This is a genomic window from Halomonas sp. ISL-56 (assembly GCF_018612805.1).
Taxonomy (GTDB): domain Bacteria; phylum Pseudomonadota; class Gammaproteobacteria; order Pseudomonadales; family Halomonadaceae; genus Vreelandella.
Genome location: NZ_JAGGRO010000007.1, coordinates 34,751 through 54,572 on the forward strand (window position 1 = coordinate 34,751; position 19,822 = coordinate 54,572).

Sequence of the window (19,822 nt, forward strand, 5' to 3'; positions counted from 1 at the left end):
CTCACAACACTCCCATCAGATAGACGAATGAGAAGACACAGATCCAGACAATATCGAGGAAGTGCCAGAACAGGCTTAGGCACAAAATCCTCGGCCGGGTCATATCGTTCAACCCTTTGGTCGACAGCTGTACCAGCATCACCAAAATCCAGATCATGCCGAACGTAACGTGCAACCCGTGAGTACCTACCAGGGTAAAGAAGGCCGACAAAAAGCCGCTACGATCCGGGCCAAACCCTTCATGGATCAGATGCTGGAACTCATAGATTTCCATCCCCAGGAAGCACAAGCCCAGCAGAAAGGTAATGATCAGCCATACTTTCACCTGGCCAACACGGTTGGCATGCATTGCCAAAACGCCCATGCCGAAGGTAAAGCTACTGATCAGCAGTGCAAAGGTACCGAAAAGAATCAACGGTAATTCAAAAATATCAGCGCCGGTCGGCCCACCTGCCGTGCCTCTCATCAGCACGGCGTAAGTGGCGAACAGTGATCCGAAGATCACCAAATCGCTCATTAAGTAGACCCAAAAACCAAACAGCTTCGTGCCCGAGGCATCATGATGCTCGTGGGGCTCAGCCGTTGCGCCGTGTTGTAACGTATCGGTTGCCATTACGCTTGCGCCTCCACGCCTAGTTGTTGTTCACGTTCGAGTTGTTGCTCACGTTTAAGTTGATGCTCACGTTCGATGCGCTCAACTTCAGCAGCGGGAACGTAGTAGTCGATGTCGTCGTTAAACACCCGTGCCATAAAGCTCACAAAAACACCCACGGCGCCGACGCCGGCTAACCACCAGATATGCCATACCAGCGCAAAGCCGATAACCAGCGCAAAGAAGCTGATAACGGGCCCGGCCACGGTATTACGCGGCATATGAATATCGGTATAGGGAGCTGCTTCAAGCTGCTCTTCGCTACGCTGCTTTTGCGACCAGAAGCTGTCGATATCGCCCACTTCCGGCAAACGTGCAAAGTTGTAGAACGGTGCAGGAGAAGAGGTCGACCACTCCAGGGTACGGCCATGCCAAGGGTCACCGGTGACATCGGCGTTCTGTTTGCGATCGCGAATACTCACCCAGAACTGAATGATGGTGCAGACAATGCCCAACATAATGATCACTGCGCCTACCCAGGCCAGAATCATCCACGGCTGCCATTCAGTGTTGGCGTAAGACTGCATGCGGCGTACGGCACCAAAGAAGGCCAGCACGTAGAGCGGCATAAAGGCGACGTAGAAGCCGATAAACCAGCACCAGAAGGAGCGCTTGCCCCACTTCTCGTCCAGCGTGAAGCCAAACGCTTTGGGGAACCAGTAGGTGAGACCCGCCATCATGCCGAACACTACACCGCCGATAATGACGTTGTGGAAGTGAGCAATAACGAACAGGCTGTTATGCAGCACAAAGTTGGCCGCGGGCACCGCCAGCATAACGCCGGTCATACCGCCTAAAGTAAAGGTGATAATAAAGCCCAGCGTCCACAGCACCGGTGACGTCAGTTCCAGGCTGCCGCGGTACATCGTAAACAGCCAGTTGAACACTTTTACCCCGGTAGGAATGGCGATGATCATCGTCATAATGCCGAAGAAAGCGTTAACGTTGGCGCCCGCCCCCATGGTGAAAAAGTGGTGCAACCAAACGACAAACGAGAGCAAGGTGATCGAAATCGTCGCCCACACCATGGTGGCGTAGCCAAATAGCCGCTTACGGGCAAAGGTCGCAATCACTTCAGAGAATACGCCGAAGGCAGGCAGAATCAGGATATAAACTTCCGGGTGGCCCCAGGCCCAGATGAGATTGACGTACATCATCATGTTGCCGCCAAAATCATTGGTAAAGAAGTGCATACCCAAATAGCGATCCAGCGTTAGCAGTGCGATGGTCGCGGTCAAAATCGGGAAGGAAGCGATGATCAGCACGTTGGCGCACAGCGAGGTCCAGGTGAAGATCGGCATGCGGAACATCGTCATGCCTTTGGTGCGCATTTTAATGATGGTCACGAAGAAGTTAATACCGGTGAGCGTGGTGCCTATACCGGATATCTGCAACGCCCATATCCAGTAATCGACCCCCACCCCGGGACTAAACTCTATCCCCGATAACGGCGCGTAAGCGAGCCACCCGGTAGCTGCGAATTCGCCCACTACCAGCGAAATATTGACCAGTATCGCGGAGACCGCAAACAGCCAAAAACTTAAGTTATTCAGGAAAGGGAAGGCAACGTCGCGGGCACCAATTTGCAGCGGCACCACCAGATTCATAAGACCGATGACCATGGGCATGGCGACAAAGAAGATCATGATCACGCCGTGGGCGGTAAAGATCTGATCGTAGTGGTGAGGCGGCAAATAGCCCGCTGCATCCCCGGCGGCCATCGCCAACTGGGTACGCATCATAATCGCATCTGAGAAGCCACGCAGCAGCATGACCAGGGCGACAATGAAGTACATGATACCGAGCTTTTTATGGTCGACGGAGGTAAACCACTCGTTCCATAGCCAGCCCCATTTGCGGTAATAGGTAATCAAACCAAACAGCGCGATCCCACCAATGGCCATAAAGGCCGCGACGACCATGATGATCGGCTCGTGGTAGGGAATTGACTCTAACGTGAGTTTTCCAAACACGGCTTAACCTCCCACTTCTACGCTAGAGGAATGGCTGCGCATGGCATTATCCTGACTAGCATGGTTGTTAGTGACATGACCTGATTCGGCCGCGTGATCGGCAGCGTTTTCATTTTCGCCATCGTGGGAGTCAGCATGATCGCCGCTCATCTGATGTTCGCCGCCCATACCGTGCTCACCGCCGGTATGGAAGCTTTTCAGGATGCTTTCATATAGCGATGGCGAGATGGCTGAGAAGTACTCCACCGGATTCGATTCGCTGGGTTCTGCCAACGCCTCATACCCTTCGGGGTAAGTCAGCGTTTGCGGGGCACCGCGTACCGTTTCAACCCAGGCGTCAAAATCGGCGTCGTTGGTCACCTTGGCCTCAAACGTCATGCCAGAGAAGCCCGCGCCACTGTAGTTAGTGGAACGACCCGGGTAGCTGCCAATTTCATCGGCAATGAGATGGACATCGTTATCCATACCCGCCATGGCATAAATCTGACTGCCAAGATGGGGGATAAAGAAGGCGTTCATCACGGAGCCGGAACTGACCCGAAAGCGCACTGGCGTATCTACTGGGAAGGCCACTTCGTTAACGCTGGCAATGCCCTGCTCGGGGTAGATGAACAGCCACTTCCAATCCAGCGCCACCGCCTGTATTTCAATTGGTGCCACATCGCTTTCCAGCGGCTTGTGCGGGTCAAGGCTATGGGAGGTCTTCCAGGTCAACAGGGCGAGCACGGCGATAATCGCACAAGGCACGATCCACACCACTGCTTCAATCACGTTGGAGTGCGCCCAATCAGGCGTGTATTTAGCCAAGCTATTACTACGCCGATAACGCCAGCCAAACAGCAGCGTCATGACAATCACAGGAATAACTACAATCAACATTAGGCCAAAGGCGGTCAGAATCAGCGTGCGCTGCTCAGCGCCAATCTGCCCTTTTGGGTCTAGCAGCGCTGAACTACAGCCCGCTAGAAACAGACACAGCGCAAGTAGCACTAGCGTGCCTCGCCTGCGCCAAAGTGAGCGTCGTTGCATGGTGTGATCTCGTCAGAGGTTGTTTAAAACACTAGCTAGCCATGCTGTCCAGCTACATAGCAGGCTAACTACCACCCCATACTCTTCCCAAAACATGCTCTGAAGGACGCTCTCGAAAACGCTCTAAAACGTATTCAAGGTCAGTGCACACGTGGCGCCAGGCGCCATTGCTCCGGGAAAAATATGCGCCGCCGAGTGGGAGTTGGCGACGAGCCTCGCTGGCTGAAGCACTAAAGACTTAAGCAGCTAAGACTAAAGTATTTTCTATTGATCGAGATCATGAAAGAAGTGGCGCATTGCCGCACCCAAGGTATTGACTGCTATGAGCACCCTCTCCATCGGTGACCACCACATCAAAATCATCCAGGGCGGCGAAATAGGCCGGGCGAACTACGCCGAACTTACTGGCATCTACTACTAACAGGCGCTGCATAGCGGTGGCAATGGCCGCTTGTTTTGGCGCCACTTCGTGAAAGTGGAAACAGCTAACGCCCCGCTCTAAATCCACCCCTGCAGCGGAGATCAGCGCTTTGTTAATGCCTAACCGCTCAATGGAGGCAGCCATATTATCGCTTCCAAACGACTGCGAGGCGGCATAAAACAGCCCGCCGAGTAGCACTAAGCGCACGTTGGGGAGTGCGGCGACGGCATTGGCGACGTTAAGCGCATAGGTCACGACCGTCAGCTCATTAAAATGGCTTAATTGGCTCAATAGCGGCATCAACGTTGAGCCGCAGTCAATAAACAGCGTGTCCCCTTCTTCAATAAAAGCGAGTGCCCGCTGGCACAGCCGATACTTGGCCTGGTAATGGCTAGCCTGCTGCTCAGTTAAGTCATAAATAGGCGTAACGCCGGGGTAATTCGCCATCACTAGACGCCCTCCCAGCAGGCTAATGGCGCTGACCTGCGTGGTAAGATCGCGGCGGATGGTCATTTCGGAAACATCGCACAGCTCTGCGGCATCGCGCAGATGAAGAGTACCGCCACTGGCAAGCGCTTCCTGAAGTTTGGCAAGGCGCTGAGCGCTACGGCCATTCATGGTGGGCATCTCCTGGCAAACCCCTCTTGTTGTGATTTTCGCAGCGGGAGTATCGGTGTTGCGTCACTTTCTATGCTGAGCGAGCTGCGGCGTAATTTCCACTGCTACGGCGGCTCTTGACGCTATTAAGTGCCACAGTGAGAGCCATATGACATTTAAATAGCGTTGATGTGACAGTACTTGCAAATCAACGTTAGAAAAATAACACTAAATGTTATAATTTTAACATTAACGCCAGCCCGCACAATTACAACCCACGGATAGCCACACCCAAATGGCTCCGCGATAACCTTGTTGAGGCTCCTATGACAGTTCGTACACACGCTCTCTCTTCTTCTTGCTCCTCGTCTGTTGTCGCGCTTGGCGCTGGCGTAGTGGGTGTAATAGCGGCAACGATCGCTACGCCGCTAATGGCAGATGAGGCAGCTCAGCCGCATGCCCTTGATCGGCTGTGGTCATTCGCTAACGTCTCGGTTAATTACCTGGACTGGTCGAACGGCACCGAAGCGCGCACCGCATCTAACGCCGCTAAAGGCGATTTTACGTTTGTTGAAATCGAAGGCGGCGCTGGCTTTAGCTGGGGCGAGTTTTATGGCTTCTTTGATTTCGAGAACCCGACCAACGACCAGTTTGATGAATCAAGCGGCGGCAAGGACAACTTCCGCACCGCAGGTAAAGTGACCTCGCACATTTACCTGGGTGATAGCCCGCTATCGATTTACGCCCACCTGTATGACTTCCGCGATTATGGTTATAACAGCCGCGAGCAGGATCAGATTCTGGGCCTGGGCTACCGCACGACGTTCGATAACGGCCTGTGGTTTAAACCGTTTATTGGTGCGGCGCGGGTGCAAAGTAACAGCTATACCGGCATGAACGGCTATATGGCTGGCTGGGTCGCGGGTTATGATTTCACTGCGCTCAACCAGAACTTCAGCGTCACCAACTGGCACGAGCAAACCTTTGGCCGTGACGATGAGTATCTGGAACAGAACTACGTGGGCGATACAGCGGGCAGTGTAGGCACCAACGGTGCACTGAGCCTGTGGTGGCACCCCAGCGACTTGATCACCACCGGCATTCAGTATCGCTACTCTGAGAATAAGTTGGGCACTCCCAACGACTATCAGAATGCGATGATCTACTCCGTCAAGCTCAACTTACTCTAATCGCGAGCTAACGATAAAAACGTTACTTACGCGCTGACGCGAAGGATCTCCCTATGACACTCCTTATGAGCTTGGTGGGTATGGTCACTCTGGTGGCCATTGCCCTGATCTTCTCCTACGACCGTAAGTCGATTCGGCTACGCACCGTTCTGGGTGCCTTTGCTATCCAAGCGGGCATTGGTGCTTTTGTACTTTATGTGCCGTTTGGTCAAGCGGTGCTGCAGGCCATCTCCTCCGGCGTTAGCCAAATATTGGTGTATGCCAACGACGGAATCGGCTTTCTGTTCGGCGGCTTAGCCGATGTGGATAACGTCGGCTTTGTATTCGCCATCAAAGTACTGCCGGTCATTATCTTCTTCTCCTCGCTCATCGCCGTGCTCTACTACATCGGCATTATGCAGTGGGTTATTCGCATCCTGGGTGGTGCCCTGCAGAAAGCCCTGGGTACCTCGCGGACTGAATCACTCTCTGCCACGGCGAATATTTTCGTCGGCCAAACCGAAGCGCCGCTGGTGGTGCGTCCGTTTATTGCCCGCATGACGCCTTCGCAGCTGTTTGCCGTTATGTGTGGTGGTTTGGCCTCGGTCGCTGGTTCGGTATTGGCAGGTTACGCTGCACTGGGCATTCCCATGGAGTACCTGGTAGCGGCCTCCTTTATGGCAGCTCCCGGCGGCTTGCTATTTGCCAAACTGATCATGCCGGAAACCCAAGACGTTACCGACAGCGACAGCGTTTCCAAAGTGGAAGAAGAGATTGAAGCCCAGGAAGACAAGCCTGCCAACGTGCTCGACGCGGCGGCATCCGGCGCCACCTCCGGCTTAATGCTCGCCGCCAACGTGGGCGCCATGCTGCTGGCATTCATCGCCCTAATCGCACTGGTAAACGGCATTTTAGGCGGCATTGGCGGCTGGGTGGGCTTTGACTCGCTGAGCCTGGAGCTGATCCTGGGCTGGCTGTTTGCCCCGCTGGCCTTCCTATTAGGTGTACCCTGGGAAGAAGCCACGCTAGCAGGCTCCTTTATTGGCCAAAAATTAGTGGTCAACGAATTTGTCGCCTACATCAACCTAGCGCCTTACATTGATGGGGAACAGGTGGTGGCTGCCACGGGTCAAATGATGACACCGCACACCATGGCGATTCTCTCTTTTGCGCTGTGTGGCTTTGCCAACCTCTCCTCCATTGCAATTCTGCTTGGCGGCTTGGGCAGCATCGCCCCAACTCGTCGCAAAGAGATTGCCCGTTTTGGCGTCAAAGCCGTGTTGGCCGGTACACTGTCCAACTTGATGTCGGCCTCGATTGCTGGCTTCTTCATCGCCTTAAGTAACGCCACTGCTTAACGCAGCGGGTTTTACTGAAGGCGGCGGGCGCTGCGGTTTTATCCGCAGTGCCCGTTTTTATCTTTTACTGATTTGTGAGAATTCCATGACTGCGACTGCTTCCCCCCATATCGTCCAAGCCGCCCGCCAAGCGCTTACCCTCATGGATCTGACGAGCCTGAACGACAGCGATACAGACAGCACCATTGAAGCGCTCTGCCAGCAGGTAAAAACGCCTTTCGGCAATCCAGCCGCCGTCTGCGTCTATCCGCAGTTTATTGTTACAGCACAACGCGCGCTAACCGCCCATAAACTCGATAACCAAGTTAAAATTGCCACGGTCACCAACTTCCCCAACGGCGGCGATGACATTATGGCCGCCGCCCGGGAAACCCGCGACGCCGTTGCCTCCGGCGCTCATGAAGTCGACGTAGTGTTCCCCTATCGCGCGCTGATGGCGGGCGATGAAGAGACTGGCCTTGAGCTAGTCGAAATGTGCAAAGCCGCCTGCGCGGGCCAAGCGCTGCTCAAAGTGATCATTGAGTCCGGCGAGCTGAAAGAGCCTGCGTTAATCAAACGCGCCAGCGAACTCGCCATTGAAGGCGGCGCCGATTTTATTAAAACGTCGACCGGTAAAGTGGCCGTCAACGCCACCCTGGAAGCCGCCGAGATCATGCTCAAGGCGATTAAAGCCAGTGGCCAGGATGTTGGTTTTAAAGCAGCAGGTGGCGTTAAAACCGCCGAAGACGCGGCCGAGTATCTAGCCCTTGCCAACGATATTATGGGCCCAGGCTGGGCGACCCCTGCGCACTTCCGCTTTGGGGCCTCTAGCCTGTTGGGTAATCTGCTGGATACGTTGACTGGCAGCACCAGCGCTGCCGCCACAGACGGAGGTTACTAATGTCTGCCAACGCAACGAAACACACCCTGCTCCCCCAGGAGCTGATTCGCCTTAAGCGTGATAACCAGCCGCTGCCCGCGGAAGAGATCAAGGCGTTTGTGCAGGGCATTGCCGATGACCGCATTAGCGACGCCCAGATTGGCGCCTTCACCATGGCGGTGTTTCTTAATGGCATGAGCCGTGAAGAAGTCGTCGCCCTGACCACCGCGACCCGTGATTCAGGCCACGTGATGCAGTGGAGCGATCTGAACCTACCCGGCCCGATCGTCGATAAACACTCCACCGGCGGTGTAGGAGATTTGGTCTCGCTGGTGCTCGGCCCTTGGGTCGCCGCCTGCGGTGCCTTTGTACCGATGATTTCCGGTCGCGGCTTAGGTCACACTGGTGGCACCCTGGATAAGCTCGAATCTATCCCTGGCTACGATCCATATCCTGCCCCGGAGCGTTTCCGCAACGTCGTGAAATCCACCGGCGTGGCAATTATCGGCCAGACCGGCGACTTGGCTCCTGCCGACAAGCGCATCTACGGCGTGCGTGACGTGACCGCCACGGTAGAGTCTATTCCGCTGATTACCGCCTCTATCCTGGGTAAAAAGCTGGCCTCTGGCCTGGATGCGCTGGTAATGGATGTAAAAGTCGGCAGCGGCGCCTTTATGCCCACCCCGGAAAAATCCCGCGAGCTGGCTAAAAGCATCGCCAACGTGGCCACCCAAGCGGGCACGCCCACGACTGCCCTGCTCACCGATATGAGCCAGCCGCTGGCCCCCTGCGCCGGTAACGCCGTGGAAATCGTCGAGACCCTGGCCCTGCTACGCGGTGACCGCCCCAACAGCCGCGTGATGCAAGTCGCCCGCGAACTGGCCGTGGAGATGCTCATCGCTGGCAAGCTCGCAGGCTCTCGCGAAGAAGCGCTAACGAAACTTGAAAAGGCGTTGACCTCTGGCGCAGCGGCTGAAGTATTCGCCCGCATGGTGCGCGAACTGGGTGGCCCCAGCGACTTTATGGAGCGCTCCGAGCACTACCTGGCCAAGGCTGAGGTGATCAAGCCAGTATATGCCGAGCAAGCTGGTGTGGTTCAACGAATCGATACTCGCGCCGTGGGCATGAGCGTGGTCGAACTGGGCGGTGGCCGCCTACGCAACGACGCCAGCGTCGATCACAGCGTCGGCTTTACCGAGATTATTGAAATCGGCGAAAGCGTCGATAGCCAGCATCCCATCGCCATGGTTCACGCCCGCAGTGACGCCGCCGCCGACCGTGCCGCGGAACAGCTCCGTGCAGCGTTCACCATTGGTGAAGCGGCGGCCAGCGCCGACACCCTGCTGCAAGACACCTTCCGTGGAGAAGCCTTATGAGCCGCGCGATTGTATTAGTACTCGATTCATTTGGCATTGGCGCCGCACCGGATGCTGCGACCTTCGGCGATGAAGGCGCCGATACCCTGGGCCATATCGCCGCCGCCTGCGCCCGTGGCGAAGCGGATACCGCCCACCGTTCAGGCCCGCTCAAGCTACCCAACATGGCCAAGCTGGGGCTGTTTCACGCCCACCGTGATGCCACCGGCAGCGTGGCCGAAGGCGTTACGCTACCGGAAAGCCTGGAGGGCGCCTACGCCCACGGCAAAGAGATCTCCAGCGGCAAAGACACCCCCTCCGGCCACTGGGAAATCGCCGGTGTGCCGGTGCGCTTTGACTGGGGCTACTTTCTGGATAAAACCGACAGTTTCCCCCTTGAGTTGCTCGATGCCATCGTTGATGAAGCCGACCTAACCGGCGTGATTGGCAACTGCCACGCTTCGGGCACCGAGATCATCGCCCGCCTGGGTGAAGAGCATATCGCCACCGACAAGCCGATTGTTTACACCTCAGCAGATTCAGTGTTTCAGATCGCCGCTCACGAAGAGTATTTCGGACTTGAACGGCTCTATAAGCTGTGCGAAACCGTCCGCGAACTGCTGGAGCCTTACAACATCGGCCGCGTCATCGCTCGTCCGTTTATCGGCGAGGACAGCAAAACCTTCGCCCGCACCGGCAATCGCCGCGACTACAGCGTTGAGCCGCCGGCACCAACCGTGCTGCAAAAGCTTGCCGATGCTGATGGTGAAGTGGTCTCGATTGGCAAAATTGCCGATATCTACGCCCACTGCGGCATTACCCACAAGGTCAAAGCCAGCGGCCACGATGCGCTGATGGACGCCACGCTAAATGAGATTGAGCGTACCGCTAAGCGCGACGTCGGCGAACGCGTGATGATCATGACCAATTTTGTCGATTTTGACTCGGTTTATGGTCACCGCCGCGACGTACCGGGCTATGCCGCCGCACTGGAAGATTTCGACGCCAAATTGCCAGCACTAATGGAGCGGCTAAGCGAAGATGACCTGCTGATACTCACCGCCGATCACGGCTGCGACCCCAGCTGGCACGGCACCGAGCACACCCGCGAGTACATCCCCATTCTGGTACACGGCCCCGGTTTTACTCCCGGCTCGCTAGGTGAGCGTGGCACCTTTGCCGATATTGGCCAAACCCTGGCCGACTTTTTCCTGCTTCCGGCCATGGCCGATGGCAAAAGCTTTCTACCCGACGCTGCTTAAAGGCAAATAACCAACCTCTAGCACAAGATCGTGCAAGGTCTGAATCAACCCGTAGCGGGGGTCTTTCGCCATGGATGGCGAAAGTAGCACCCAGGGAAGGGTTCACAGCGCCCCCGCGCAGGGTTGATTCAGACCGTTAAATTATATGGGAGCGTGACATGGCTACACCGCATATTAATGCTGATATGGGCGATTTCGCCGATACTGTACTGATGCCCGGCGACCCGCTGCGTGCCAAATATATTGCTGATACCTATCTGGAGAACGTTCGCCAGGTCAACGACGTGCGCAATATGTTCGGCTACACCGGCACCTATAAAGGCCGCGAGATTTCCGTGATGGGCCACGGCATGGGCATCCCCTCGGTCTCCATCTATGCTAAAGAGCTGATCACCGACTACGGCGTTAAATCGCTGATTCGCGTGGGTTCCTGCGGTGCAGTGCGCGATGACGTTAACGTCCGCGATGTAGTCATCGGCATGGGTGCCAGCACCGACTCCAAAGTTAACCGTATGCGCTTTAACGACCATGACTTCGCCGCGATTGCGGATTTTGAACTGACCCAGCACGCCGTGGCCGCCGCCAAGGCCAAAGGCGTGCCGGTAAAGGTCGGCAATATCTTCTCAGCGGACTTGTTCTACAACCCGCAAACCGAGATGGCCGAAATGCTCAAGCGCTACGGCATTGTTGGTGTAGAAATGGAAGCTGCTGGTCTATACGGCGTCGCCGCCGAGTTTGGTGCCCGCGCCATGACCATCTGCACCGTGTCGGATCACATTCTAAAAGGCGACTCGCTCTCCAGCGCCGACCGTCAAACGACCTTTGACGACATGATGCTCATCGCGCTAGACACTGTATTGCGTGACGATGCAGCCCGCGCTTAAGAGGAAGTGTGATGAGTCAACAAACGGATGAAGTATCAGCAGAGATCGTTGAAAAGTTATTCAGCGCGCGGGCTAACGCCTATGTGCCCTACTCTGCGCACCCAGTGGCATCAGTAATGGTGACGCCGGATGGCCAGCAGTTCGCGGGCACTAACGTAGAAGTCGCGCACTACAAAGGCCTATGCGCCGAAGCCTCGGCCATCTCCGCGATGATCACCGCTGGGCAGCGCCAGCTGGCCACCGTCTACGTCATGGGCCCTGGCGATCACCTGTGCACACCTTGCGGCGACTGCCGCCAGCGCATCCGCGAGTTCGCCACGCCCGAGACGCAGATCAAGGTGCTCTCCGGCAGCGGTAAGTTGATGAAAACCTACTCCATGGAAGCCCTGCTGCCCGATGGTTTTGGGCCTGAACAACTGCCGCCGCGTTAACTCGTTTCCCGTACTACCAGCGCCACCGGCAGCGATACGTGCCGGGGCGCTTCTCCCGCCCGCGCTTCTGCCAGTAATGCCATGCTCGTTGCAGCAATCTCAGCGATATCCTGTCGTACCGTGGTTAGCCCAGTGGCTAGGGTGGGCAGATCATCAAAACCGGTGACTGCCACTTGGCCCGGCACCTCAATCCCGCGATCTTCCAGTGCGGCCACACAGCCCAGCGCTAGCTCGTCGGTGGCACATACCAGCGCATCAAACGGCAGTGTTTGAGCGCCCATCTTGTCCAAGTAACTATTCAAATAGCGATAGCTGTTTAAGGAATCCGATGCAAAGCGGTGCGGCAAGCTGATCAACTGCTCATTGAGTCCCGCCTCAGCCAACGCCTGACGATAGCCCTCCAAACGGCTATGGGGGCGCGGAACCTCTAGCTCACCGCCCATAAAGGCTAGCCGCTGGCGCCCATGACCAATCAGATAAGCGGTGATTTCATACAGCCCCTGTCGATCGTCAGGAGCAACGGAAAAACCCTCCCCAGCGTCGCCAATGCGCACAAAGGGAATCGCCGCAGCCTTTAGCAGTGCGGGGCGTTCATCATCCGGCGCTTCACCGAGTAAAATAGCTGCCCCCGCGCGTTCAGGTAACTCACCCGTTTGCTGGTGATTAAAAAACACTGGCACCATCCCCTGCTGATGAAGCGCCACCGTAAGGTGCTGGTAGAGCAAGATATAGTAAGGTCGCAGCTCAATATCCTGACGACCCAGGGAGATACCCACCACCGCCGATTTGCCACTGATTAACTGGCGAGCAGCGGCGCTGGGTTGGTAGGCCACCTCGCGGCTAATCGCCAAAATCTTTTCACGTAGGGCGTCGCTTAGCCCAGGCTTGCTATTCAACGCCCGGCTGACCGAGGCAATCGACACCTCGGCCCGCCGGGCTATTTCGCGGATGGTGGCCGTTTGGGCGTTTTGTTTGCTCTCTCTCACCGACTATTTCTCGCCCTATTTTCACCTGGAAGGCTGTCAGTGTGCCGAAAAACCCGCGACGTTGCGACGCTGATTAACCAGCAATAGCCAAGCTGCGATCCTCCTGGCTGGAGACAACGCAGGCATCGAGAACGGCCTGAATCGCGGCACCGCGGGCGAAATCCGGTTGGTCGTTTTGGCCACTGCGGATGCTTTCCACAAAGCGCTGATAGATACTCGCCGTAGGAGGTGCCTTCACTGTGCTCCACCGTGCAGGATGAACGTCCTCATCCAGGCATACCTGCACCTCGTCTCTTGAGGTATCTAAATCGACCCGAATAGCGCCTTTATCGCCGTGTACACTCAGGGTTAACGAGTTGTGATGCCCGGTCGCCCAGCGGGTAGCCTGAAGAGTGCCCTTGGCTCCATTGGCAAAGGTCACCCGCATTAGGGCGGTATCGTTGGCGTCCAGCTGATAATCACCGATGCGGTTATCCGGCGCTTTCTCAAAGCAGGTCAGCTCGCAGTTTACGCGGGTAATATCGCCTACCGGGAAGCTGGCAAAATCGACAATATGCACGCCCACATCGCCCAGCACGCCTTTGCTGCCATGGGCTTCTGAGAGCCGCCAAAGCCACTGGCTATCCTGATCCCAACGCCCCCAGGCATGGCTGACCAGCCAACTCTGTCGGTAGCTGGCGTCTACGTGACGAACCTGCCCAATGGCCCCGGCGGTAATGAGTGCACGGGCGTGCTGTATGGCTGGCGCATCGCGATAGCTAAAGTTGACCATGTTGATGACGTTGGCCGCCTGGGCCGCTTGGGCCATCTCACGAGCATCTTGCGCATTAGTGGCCAGCGGTTTTTCACACAGGATATGCTTACCTGCAGCAATCGCGGCCAGAGAGGTTAGTTTATGAACGCCATCCGGCGTAACGTTGCTAACGGCCTGAATATCCTCCCGCGCTAACATGGCTTCCAGGTCATCATACACATCGGCAATGCCATAGCGGCCAGCAAAATCGCGCGCCTTGGCCAAATCCATATCACACACCGCGATGACTTCCACTCCCTCAATGCGGCCAAAGTGCTTGGCGTGCTCGCCCGCCATGCTGCCAGCGCCGATAATCGCTAAATGGATCATTTGAAGCCCCCTTCGCCGGGTTTATGCAGCCCTTCGCCTTTTATCTCCACCGGATTGGGCGCCTGATCAGCAGGGATATTGGGGCAGCTATCGATCCACCGTGAGCCTTCCGGGCGTGCCCAATGCACTGCGTTTTTCAGTACCGTTTTAACCTGTTCGTTGTAGTAGATTGGGTAGGTTTCGTGGCCAGGGCGGAAGTAGAAAATTTTGCCGTTGCCGCGCTTGTAAGTCAGCCCTGAACGGAAGACCTCACCGCCTTCAAAGGCGCTAATAAAGATCACCTCGTCAGGGTTGGGCACCGCAAACGGCTCGCCGTACATTTCGGTATGCGGTAGTTCGATATAGTCGCCCAGCCCCTGCACAATCGGATGCCCGGGGTTCACCACCCATAGCCGCTCGCGCTCCCCCGCTTCCCGCCACTTGAGAGAGCAGGTGGTGCCCATCAAGCGTTTGAAGATTTTTGCGTAGTGCCCGGAGTGCAGCACAATCAACCCCATGCCCTGCAGCACGCGTTTCTGGACGCGATCAACCGTTTCCTCCAGCACGTCACCGTGGGCAGCATGGCCCCACCACAGCAGGACATCGGTATTGTCGAGGAGCTCTTCGCTTAGCCCTTGCTCGTGGTCTTGCAAGGTGACGGCGGTGGCATTGAGCTCTTCCGCTTCATTGAGGCCTTCGGCGATGCAGTGGTGCATGCCGTCTGGGTAGATTCGCGCCACAACTTCATTGGTTTGTTCGTGGACGTTTTCCCCCCACACCGTGACATTAATGGTCATCTTCTCTCCTCAGCTAGACTGGTAGTAGCGCCCAAAAAGCGTCTTTGAAGCGCTTAGCCGCTAAAGTAAACGTTTACTATCAAAACGTAAACGTTTACTCGAATACACCTTTAGTCGCGATTACGCCGTCCAACGCTGCCTCAAACGCTATTGGCATCGCTACTGAGTTATCCGTATTCTTACTCATGATCTCGCGCCTAAACGCAGCGCATACCCAATAACAGGAGAACGCCATGGCTGGCTTACTGCCCAACATCGATCCCGACGGCTTGCTTGAGTACTCAGTGGTCTATACAGACCGCTCGTTGAATCACATGTCACAGCAGTTTCAAGGCGTGATGCGCGACATTTCTGCCACGCTGAAAGAGGTGTACAACGCCCAAGCGGCCGTTATCGTGCCCGGTAGCGGCACCTTTGGCATGGAAGCCGTCGCGCGCCAGTTTGCCGTCGATCAGAACACCCTGGTCATTCGGAACGGCTGGTTCAGCTACCGCTGGACACAAATTATTGAGATGGGCCGTTTAACCGATCAGCACAGTGTGCTGAAAGCACGGCGTCTGAATGCCGATGACCCGCGCTCGCCCTTTCAGCCGGTTCCCATTGATGAGGCCGTCGCGCAGATTCGTAGCGAAAAACCTGGCGTAGTGTTCGCCCCGCAAGTCGAAACCTCTGCTGGCTTGCTACTTCCTGATGACTATATTCAAGCGCTCGCCGAGGCCACTCACGAGGTAGGCGGTCTGTTTGTGTTAGACGCCATTGCCGCTGGCACTCTGTGGGTGGATATGCAGGCACTCGGGATTGACGTGGTAGTAAGCGCACCGCAAAAAGGCTGGAGCGGCTCGCCCTGCTGCGCCATGGTCATGCTCTCAGAACGTGCTACCCAGCGCTTAAGTGAGACTCAGAGCAATAGCTTTGCCTGCGATTTGGGCAAGTGGCACAGCATTATGCAAGCCTACGAAAATGGCGGGCACGCTTATCACGCCACCATGCCTACCGATGCACTGCGGCGGTTACGGGATATTATGCAGGAGACCCGTGCTTACGGCTTTGCCAAGGTAAAAGAGGAGCAGCAAACGATTGGTCGGGAAGTCCGTGCCATGCTTAAACGCCATGGTTTTGTCAGCGTTGCGGCGGAAGGCTTTGAAGCCCCCGGCGTGGTGGTGTGCTATAGCGACGATAGCGGCTTGGTGGGCAAACTTGCCCAGGCGGGCATTCAGGTGGCGGGCGGCGTACCGCTGATGTGTGATGAAGGCGACAACTTCCAAACCTTCCGCATAGGCCTATTTGGCCTCGATAAACTGCATCACACAGAGCGCAGCGTAAACAGCCTGGAGCAGGCGATTAAAGCAGTGGTTTAAGAGCGTGTTTAAGAGAGCAAGGAAGGAACAGCCCGCTATTAACATAGCGGGCTTGATGTCACATGTACCCCACGCCACGCGGCATCATACCCAGGTGGTTTTCGACCTTAGTGACCCCAGGTACGTTTTCTGCGGCCACTGCTACTGCCTGCTTCTGCTCAAGGGATTCGACCAGCCCCCAGACTTCTACCGCACCGCCATCCACAATCACACTAATGCCTTCGACCTGTACACCGGTATTATTCTCCACCTCTTTGAGAATAGCCTCGCGAATCTGCCTGTCATCCGTGGGTGACTGGGTCGGCGCCACCTCCGCATTGGCGATACCTTGTAGCAGGTTAGCGCGGCTGACAATGCCCACCAGCTTGCCGTCACGCAGCACAGGCACCCGCTTGATATGGTGTTTTTCCAACATTCGCGCAATGGTATGCAGCGGTGTGTTCTCTTCCACGGTCATTGGATTCGGGGTCATGACCTCATGCGCTTTACGACCATGTGACTTAACGTAGTCGCCAGCATCCTTACCGCCGGTAAACAGCGTTAACCACCAAGCGTCACGATGGTCACCGTCATTTTTTACCCGGCGCATTAAATCGCCTTCGCTGACAATGCCTATTACCCTGTGCTCGTCATCCACCACAGGAACGGCACTGATACGATGATTGAGCAGCAGTTGGGCAATGTCGCGTACTTCCGCGTCAGGGCCCACACTGACCACTTTGGGGGTCATAATATCGATAGCTTGCATGGTTCTCCTCCTTGCGCCAATCCTTAAGACACACCTAAAGACTGAACCACAAATGCAGGTTGCCCTGCTTGTTCTTTGAGCCTAGTTCGCTGCCGGCAGTTTGCCTATGCCGGTTGGTTATCTCAAAGAGCGCATTGAGGCTGCGTTGATCTAGCGCAGTTTATTTGCCCTTTTCTGATGGCTGCTTATCCACCAGACTGCTCTCTTCCACTTTCTCAACATCGACAATGCCAGAACGGCTAACGACGACCTTCCAGCGAGCAAGATAGGGCGTATCTTCACTGCCCGTCTCACGAATAACCAAGTTAAACAGATGGCGGCGCTCGACCCCCTCGCGCACCGCTTGGCCATCTTTGAGACGGTAGATGTGATGCTTGCCCTTACTCATTAGCCGTGTGAGCATGGAAATATCCAGATTGAGCGTTTCTCGGGTATGCTCGTAGCCGCTTAAAAAACGCGTGGGCGACATACGTGAGCTTGAACGGTAATGCAGCACCACCTCTTCCCGCTGAGCCACCTTGCGACGGCGCATCTGCTGAATATCCTCGCCCAGCGCGGCAAACCGCTTGTAGTCAAACCACTCCAGTTGACGCCCTACCAAGGCGTTATGCGTGGGATCACGATACTGTCGGCGCCACTTGGGGCGGCCTTTGCGCAGCCAGCGCCACAAGGTATTGCGCAAATCATCCTTAAACACTTCGCGCATGGCGTAGAGCAGCGCCATCGCTAATACGAACAGGGCGGTGATCCCCCCCAGCACGCTGCGCAGTTGCAGTACACCCAAGGTGACAAATGTCATCACCACGGCAGTCGCCAAAGCCTTGACCGCTTTCTGCTCACCGCCACCCAGCTCTAACGCTTCTTGTTTCAGGGTGATCGGATGTTCGATCAAGCGCCGCAGCAGGCGCATTTTATTCGACATGCGGGTAGGGTCGGCCATCACCCGCTCAGCGTTGTACTGCTGCTCGCGTCGGTAGTCATCCTCACGATGGCAGACGCTGATAAAACGGCGACGAATATCGGTAAACTCTCCTCCTCGGGGCATATGGGCTACCAACGCCAGCAACTGCTGTTCGGTAAACCAGGAGAGGTAATTATCAATATTGGCAAAGTACTTATTGAAGCTTTCATCATCAGGCTGATGGCGTCGCAGCCGCTTGAGAATACCGTCACTTAGGTCGATCATTTCGTGCAGTTGATCGTGTAAGGCGACGGCACTCTGCTGTACCTCACGGTTCTCCTCCCGCTCCTCCTGGCGGGCGTGGCGCAACTTATTGGCACTCACCAGCATCGCTCGCGTCGTGCGCTCCATCGCTTCCACGTACTGGTAGGCGTAGAGGCTCAGACTCAAACGATACGAATCGCTGCCGAGGCGGTTACGGCTAGCCAATCGGCTATGCACCAAGGGTAAGAGATACTCGTCACTGTAGTAGGTGCGCGAAACATTGATGGCAGAATGATAAAAGGCTTCTTCTGAGATAAGCTGGGTGCTTAAGCCAAGCTCGCCAGGCACAAAAAGATAGACGTCGAGATTATGCGATGTCTCTTCCTTGAGCCGCCGGGTAAGACGCAGCTGGAAGCTGTTTTTACGCTCAACGTTGATCAACTCATCAATCTCCTACTCCTTTACCTAACGTGATGATATACCATGGCTAAAATAAACATGGTGCTGCACAAAGCCACCGCCCTTTGTTTACCTCTTCGTCTGTGGAGCTAGGAAATGTCCATTGCCCGTTTTTCACCCTTTGAGCTGCTGCTATTAAAGAGCCGCAGCCAAGTGGATACGGCAACCCTGCTGCTGTTGGCCTGGGTGCTGGTGCACCGCCAACACGTCTCAGAGGGGCAGCGGCGCCGCCGCCTGGCTCAGGTAACCGCACAGTTTCGCCATGGGCATGAGCTGGGCCCGGTGATGAGTATTGCCCATAGCCAAGACCTGCAAGCGATCCAATTAGCGGCCGAGGTGGTGCGCAAAGAGTGCGGCACAGAACGCTGCCTCAGCGTTATTCATCAAGCGATTACCGTTGCCACCGATGACGGCGAGCTGTCGCTGGCCAATCATTATATTTTGCGCTTTTTGGCTGATTTGCTAAGCGTTGCCCCGATGACTTTAAACACTCTGTTTAAGGAACTCACCGGCATCCCGCTTACCACCCCCGAAGACCCTAGCCGTGATGTCTACTGGCAAACTCACGACCCAGATTACCATGCCCGAAAAGCGCGCGAGGCCGAGGCGGCTGAACGACAGCACCAACAGGCCAATGCCCGGGCCGAACAACAGCAGCGAAAAAAACAGCAGCGCCACCAACAGAAGCAGCAAAAACAGCAGGAGAAGCAGCAGCGCCAGGAGCAGGCTCGCCAAGCCCGCGAACACGAACAGCAGCGCCAGCGGGAACAGACGCGCCAACAGGAACAACAGAGGCAGCAACAACAGCGCGAACGGGCCGAACGGGAACAGCAACGCCGCTCTCGTCAGCAAGACTCGTATCATCAAGACTCTTCTCATCAAGAACGACGTAATCGCCAGCAGCGCGCGTCACCGCCGCCGCCCGACCGCACCACGCGGGCGCTTTCGGTGCTGGGACTTACCCCAGGCGCCACCCGTATAGAAGTTCGCCACGCCTACCGGCGAATGGCCCAGCTCCACCACCCAGACCGCTTCTATTCGGAAAGCGAGCACCAGGTAGCCTTGGCGTCAGCGCGGTTTCAGCGTATCAAAAACGCCTATGATTATTTGATGCAAACTTACTAAGACCATGTAACGCTATACCCTTCGAACTATGCACTGCGCTACGAGAAACAAGACCTAACAGAAACGTGGCCTAAGAGAAATGTGGTCTAAGA

General features: G+C 56.0%; 18 protein-coding genes. 9 read left to right on the plus strand and 9 right to left on the minus strand.

Annotated elements, in window-relative coordinates:
• Position 1: 1 nt before the first annotated feature.
• The 4 genes from cyoC to J7J49_RS05820 form a co-directional block, all read right to left on the minus strand.
• Positions 2-613 carry a cytochrome o ubiquinol oxidase subunit III gene (gene cyoC / locus J7J49_RS05805; RefSeq protein WP_064234535.1) on the minus strand — a complete coding sequence of 204 codons (612 nt, stop codon included), beginning with the start codon at positions 611-613 and terminating at the stop codon, positions 2-4.
• Positions 613-2,625, minus strand: coding sequence for a cytochrome o ubiquinol oxidase subunit I (gene cyoB, locus J7J49_RS05810; RefSeq protein WP_064234534.1), 2,013 nt, complete (start codon positions 2,623-2,625; stop codon positions 613-615). The genes cyoC and cyoB overlap by 1 nt, the downstream gene beginning before the upstream one ends.
• 3 nt (positions 2,626-2,628) lie before the next feature.
• Positions 2,629-3,654: a ubiquinol oxidase subunit II gene (gene cyoA, locus J7J49_RS05815; protein WP_215090975.1), complete on the minus strand. Its 1,026-nt coding sequence runs from the start codon at positions 3,652-3,654 to the stop codon at positions 2,629-2,631.
• Between the two features lie 277 nt (positions 3,655-3,931).
• On the minus strand, positions 3,932-4,693 hold the full coding sequence (locus J7J49_RS05820; RefSeq protein ID WP_064234532.1) for a DeoR/GlpR family DNA-binding transcription regulator: 762 nt from the start codon (positions 4,691-4,693) through the stop codon (positions 3,932-3,934).
• Between the two features lie 305 nt (positions 4,694-4,998).
• Here J7J49_RS05820 and J7J49_RS05825 point away from each other — a divergent pair, with 305 nt between their 5' ends.
• The 7 genes from J7J49_RS05825 to cdd all read left to right on the plus strand — a co-directional run bounded on the left by J7J49_RS05825 (position 4,999) and on the right by cdd (position 11,990).
• Positions 4,999-5,862, plus strand: coding sequence for an outer membrane protein OmpK (locus J7J49_RS05825; RefSeq protein ID WP_215090977.1), 864 nt, complete (start codon positions 4,999-5,001; stop codon positions 5,860-5,862).
• Between the two features lie 53 nt (positions 5,863-5,915).
• On the plus strand, positions 5,916-7,199 hold the full coding sequence (locus J7J49_RS05830) for a NupC/NupG family nucleoside CNT transporter (protein ID WP_064234530.1): 1,284 nt from the start codon (positions 5,916-5,918) through the stop codon (positions 7,197-7,199).
• 85 nt (positions 7,200-7,284) lie between these two features.
• Positions 7,285-8,079, plus strand: a complete 795-nt coding sequence (gene deoC, locus J7J49_RS05835) for a deoxyribose-phosphate aldolase (RefSeq protein WP_215090979.1) — start codon at positions 7,285-7,287, stop codon at positions 8,077-8,079.
• On the plus strand, positions 8,079-9,434 hold the full coding sequence (gene deoA / locus J7J49_RS05840) for a thymidine phosphorylase (protein WP_215090981.1): 1,356 nt from the start codon (positions 8,079-8,081) through the stop codon (positions 9,432-9,434). Before deoC ends, deoA begins: the two co-directional genes overlap by 1 nt.
• Positions 9,431-10,675 (plus strand): phosphopentomutase, encoded by a 1,245-nt coding sequence (locus tag J7J49_RS05845; protein WP_215090983.1) that lies wholly within the window; start codon positions 9,431-9,433, stop codon positions 10,673-10,675. The genes deoA and J7J49_RS05845 overlap by 4 nt, the downstream gene beginning before the upstream one ends.
• Positions 10,676-10,833: 158 nt before the next feature.
• Positions 10,834-11,559: a purine-nucleoside phosphorylase gene (gene deoD, locus J7J49_RS05850; protein WP_064234526.1), complete on the plus strand. Its 726-nt coding sequence runs from the start codon at positions 10,834-10,836 to the stop codon at positions 11,557-11,559.
• Positions 11,560-11,570: 11 nt separating this feature from the next.
• Positions 11,571-11,990, plus strand: coding sequence for a cytidine deaminase (gene cdd, locus J7J49_RS05855; protein ID WP_215090986.1), 420 nt, complete (start codon positions 11,571-11,573; stop codon positions 11,988-11,990).
• Here the strand turns inward: cdd and J7J49_RS05860 are convergent.
• From J7J49_RS05860 to J7J49_RS05870, 3 genes are all read right to left on the minus strand, one after another.
• Positions 11,987-12,976 (minus strand): LacI family DNA-binding transcriptional regulator, encoded by a 990-nt coding sequence (locus tag J7J49_RS05860; RefSeq protein WP_215090988.1) that lies wholly within the window; start codon positions 12,974-12,976, stop codon positions 11,987-11,989. The two genes, cdd and J7J49_RS05860, sit on opposite strands and share 4 nt — an antisense overlap.
• A gap of 73 nt (positions 12,977-13,049) precedes the next feature.
• Positions 13,050-14,099: a Gfo/Idh/MocA family protein gene (locus J7J49_RS05865; RefSeq protein ID WP_215090990.1), complete on the minus strand. Its 1,050-nt coding sequence runs from the start codon at positions 14,097-14,099 to the stop codon at positions 13,050-13,052.
• Positions 14,096-14,875 carry a ThuA domain-containing protein gene (locus tag J7J49_RS05870; protein ID WP_215090992.1) on the minus strand — a complete coding sequence of 260 codons (780 nt, stop codon included), beginning with the start codon at positions 14,873-14,875 and terminating at the stop codon, positions 14,096-14,098. The genes J7J49_RS05865 and J7J49_RS05870 overlap by 4 nt, the downstream gene beginning before the upstream one ends.
• 233 nt (positions 14,876-15,108) lie before the next feature.
• On the opposite strand from J7J49_RS05870, the gene J7J49_RS05875 reads away from it, so the two are divergent.
• Positions 15,109-16,233 (plus strand): aminotransferase class V-fold PLP-dependent enzyme, encoded by a 1,125-nt coding sequence (locus tag J7J49_RS05875; protein ID WP_215090995.1) that lies wholly within the window; start codon positions 15,109-15,111, stop codon positions 16,231-16,233.
• A 58-nt stretch (positions 16,234-16,291) separates the two neighbouring features.
• On the opposite strand, the gene J7J49_RS05880 is transcribed toward J7J49_RS05875, so the two are convergent.
• Together J7J49_RS05880 and J7J49_RS05885 are read right to left on the minus strand one after the other, a co-directional pair.
• Complete coding sequence (locus J7J49_RS05880) at positions 16,292-16,981, minus strand: CBS domain-containing protein (protein WP_215090997.1); 690 nt, start codon at positions 16,979-16,981, stop codon at positions 16,292-16,294.
• A gap of 160 nt (positions 16,982-17,141) precedes the next feature.
• On the minus strand, positions 17,142-18,587 hold the full coding sequence (locus tag J7J49_RS05885; RefSeq protein WP_064234519.1) for a hypothetical protein: 1,446 nt from the start codon (positions 18,585-18,587) through the stop codon (positions 17,142-17,144).
• A 114-nt stretch (positions 18,588-18,701) separates the two neighbouring features.
• Between J7J49_RS05885 and J7J49_RS05890 the strand changes: the two genes are divergently transcribed.
• Positions 18,702-19,730: a J domain-containing protein gene (locus J7J49_RS05890; RefSeq protein WP_215090999.1), complete on the plus strand. Its 1,029-nt coding sequence runs from the start codon at positions 18,702-18,704 to the stop codon at positions 19,728-19,730.
• The last annotated feature ends 92 nt before the right edge of the window (positions 19,731-19,822 follow it).

Coding starts and splice junctions, on each gene's coding strand:
- cyoC (WP_064234535.1), bottom strand. CDS start 613: ATGGCAACCGATACGTTACAACACGGCGCAACGGCTGAGCCCCACGAG.
- cyoA (WP_215090975.1), bottom strand. CDS start 3,654: ATGCAACGACGCTCACTTTGGCGCAGGCGAGGCACGCTAGTGCTACTT.
- J7J49_RS05820 (WP_064234532.1), bottom strand. CDS start 4,693: ATGAATGGCCGTAGCGCTCAGCGCCTTGCCAAACTTCAGGAAGCGCTT.
- J7J49_RS05825 (WP_215090977.1), top strand. CDS start 4,999: ATGACAGTTCGTACACACGCTCTCTCTTCTTCTTGCTCCTCGTCTGTT.
- J7J49_RS05830 (WP_064234530.1), top strand. CDS start 5,916: ATGACACTCCTTATGAGCTTGGTGGGTATGGTCACTCTGGTGGCCATT.
- deoC (WP_215090979.1), top strand. CDS start 7,285: ATGACTGCGACTGCTTCCCCCCATATCGTCCAAGCCGCCCGCCAAGCG.
- deoA (WP_215090981.1), top strand. CDS start 8,079: ATGTCTGCCAACGCAACGAAACACACCCTGCTCCCCCAGGAGCTGATT.
- J7J49_RS05845 (WP_215090983.1), top strand. CDS start 9,431: ATGAGCCGCGCGATTGTATTAGTACTCGATTCATTTGGCATTGGCGCC.
- deoD (WP_064234526.1), top strand. CDS start 10,834: ATGGCTACACCGCATATTAATGCTGATATGGGCGATTTCGCCGATACT.
- cdd (WP_215090986.1), top strand. CDS start 11,571: ATGAGTCAACAAACGGATGAAGTATCAGCAGAGATCGTTGAAAAGTTA.
- J7J49_RS05865 (WP_215090990.1), bottom strand. CDS start 14,099: ATGATCCATTTAGCGATTATCGGCGCTGGCAGCATGGCGGGCGAGCAC.
- J7J49_RS05870 (WP_215090992.1), bottom strand. CDS start 14,875: ATGACCATTAATGTCACGGTGTGGGGGGAAAACGTCCACGAACAAACC.
- J7J49_RS05875 (WP_215090995.1), top strand. CDS start 15,109: ATGGCTGGCTTACTGCCCAACATCGATCCCGACGGCTTGCTTGAGTAC.
- J7J49_RS05880 (WP_215090997.1), bottom strand. CDS start 16,981: ATGCAAGCTATCGATATTATGACCCCCAAAGTGGTCAGTGTGGGCCCT.
- J7J49_RS05890 (WP_215090999.1), top strand. CDS start 18,702: ATGTCCATTGCCCGTTTTTCACCCTTTGAGCTGCTGCTATTAAAGAGC.